This window comes from Bradyrhizobium sp. CCBAU 11386, from assembly GCF_028128955.1.
In the GTDB taxonomy this organism is placed as follows: domain Bacteria; phylum Pseudomonadota; class Alphaproteobacteria; order Rhizobiales; family Xanthobacteraceae; genus Bradyrhizobium.
In genome coordinates this window covers 1-1,350 of the sequence record NZ_LBKA01000101.1, presented here as the reverse complement: position 1 = coordinate 1,350, position 1,350 = coordinate 1, and the positions used below count along the sequence as shown (strand labels likewise).

Genomic DNA, 1,350 nt, shown 5'->3' with positions numbered 1-1,350 from the left:
TGTGCCGAGCGCGCATTGAGAGGCATCGCCTTGGGACGGCGGAACTGGACCTTCGCCGGCAGCCAGCGTGGTGCCGACCGTGCCGCCATCATGCTGACGATGATCACGACCTGTCGCCTCAACGAGGTCGATCCCAAGGCCTGGCTCGCCGACGTCCTCGCCCGTATCGCCGATCTTCCCACATCGCGTCTGCACGAACTGCTGCCCTGGGAATGCAAGCTCCTGGGCCAAGCCGGCAAGCCCGCCGGTCAGCAGGCCGCCTGACCTTCACGCAACGCCATCATAGAGCTCGCCGGGCCCGCGCGCACGCGTCAATCGGGCGGTCTTCATCGTATGCCTACTCGTTTCTTCATAAAACCGTTCAAGCGGCATTGGCTGCTTGGAGATGTGATGATACCACTTGTGACCATGATGCTCGTTCGGCACCCGATCCAGGTGTTCAGATGAACTTGCCCGCGCTGTTTGCCGCGCTCGATGTCGCTTCCGCTTTGTCATTGGCAAATGCTACAAGCGCCATCGGGCGGTCGAGTTCTTGAAGTTACTCAAAGAGATCGACGCTCAAATCCCTGAGGGGCTCGCTGTCCATATCGTCATGGACAACTAGCCACCCACAAGACACCCAAGATCAAAGCGTGGCTCGCTCGCCGGCCGCACTAATGTCCACTTCACGCCGACTTCCGCGTCATGGATCAATCAGATCGCCGGATCGGGGTCGACTTCACACGCGAAATGGAAAAGCTTTGGTTACATCCCAGCCGTTGTGTCGGGAGTCCCACCCCGTTCGTCGTCGACCGTGACGGCCGCATCGCCTTTGTCGGTTTGACGATGCAACTCGATGACGTTCTACCCAAAGTTCTGACCGGCAGCTGGCGCACCAGCGATGAAGCTAAAGCCGCCGAGACAGAGCGGATCGCCCGAGACAAGCGCACAAGGGGCGAAACGGCGCGCAAGAGCTGATACCACGCATCGTGATCCCGGTTTGGATCCGCCACTGGTCCGTCCGCGCCACGTTTGTGCTCAACAGGTTTTATCGGGCCAACGGCGGCCGAGCCGTCCCTACCCGCAGCCTTACCGCCAAGTACGGCGGCTTGCGCGACGAGAACGGCTCGGTAACCATGGCTTGATCGACCAGGCGGGCAAGGTCGCAATTGCGTCGCGCCTCACATCCGATCCTTCACGGCCTCGCTCCTGCATTCGCCAGGAGCACTCTTCTCTGTAGAGATTCGAGCTATCAATAATGTGACGAACTTGCGTTCCAGATGACTAGCTAGCACTACTTTGGGTGCGCCGGGAGACCGGCAAGGAATAGATGGTGGAAGTCCATTGCGATGAAGGTGTAGCGAACCACAT

Annotated in this window: 1 protein-coding gene and 2 pseudogenes; all 3 read left to right on the top strand. The window is 59.8% G+C overall.

The window, feature by feature from the left end; all coding sequences use genetic code 11:
* Nucleotides 1-264, top strand: a 264-nt coding sequence (locus XI09_RS08625; protein ID WP_271566461.1) for a transposase domain-containing protein, incomplete at its 5' end; no start/stop codon positions are given.
* A gap of 191 nt (nucleotides 265-455) precedes the next feature.
* Nucleotides 456-700: pseudogene (locus tag XI09_RS08620) on the top strand (transposase); the annotation flags it as partial.
* Nucleotides 691-924 (top strand): annotated as a pseudogene (locus XI09_RS08615) (TlpA family protein disulfide reductase); the annotation flags it as partial. The pseudogenes XI09_RS08620 and XI09_RS08615, both read left to right, overlap by 10 nt.
* Nucleotides 925-1,350: the final 426 nt, after the last annotated feature.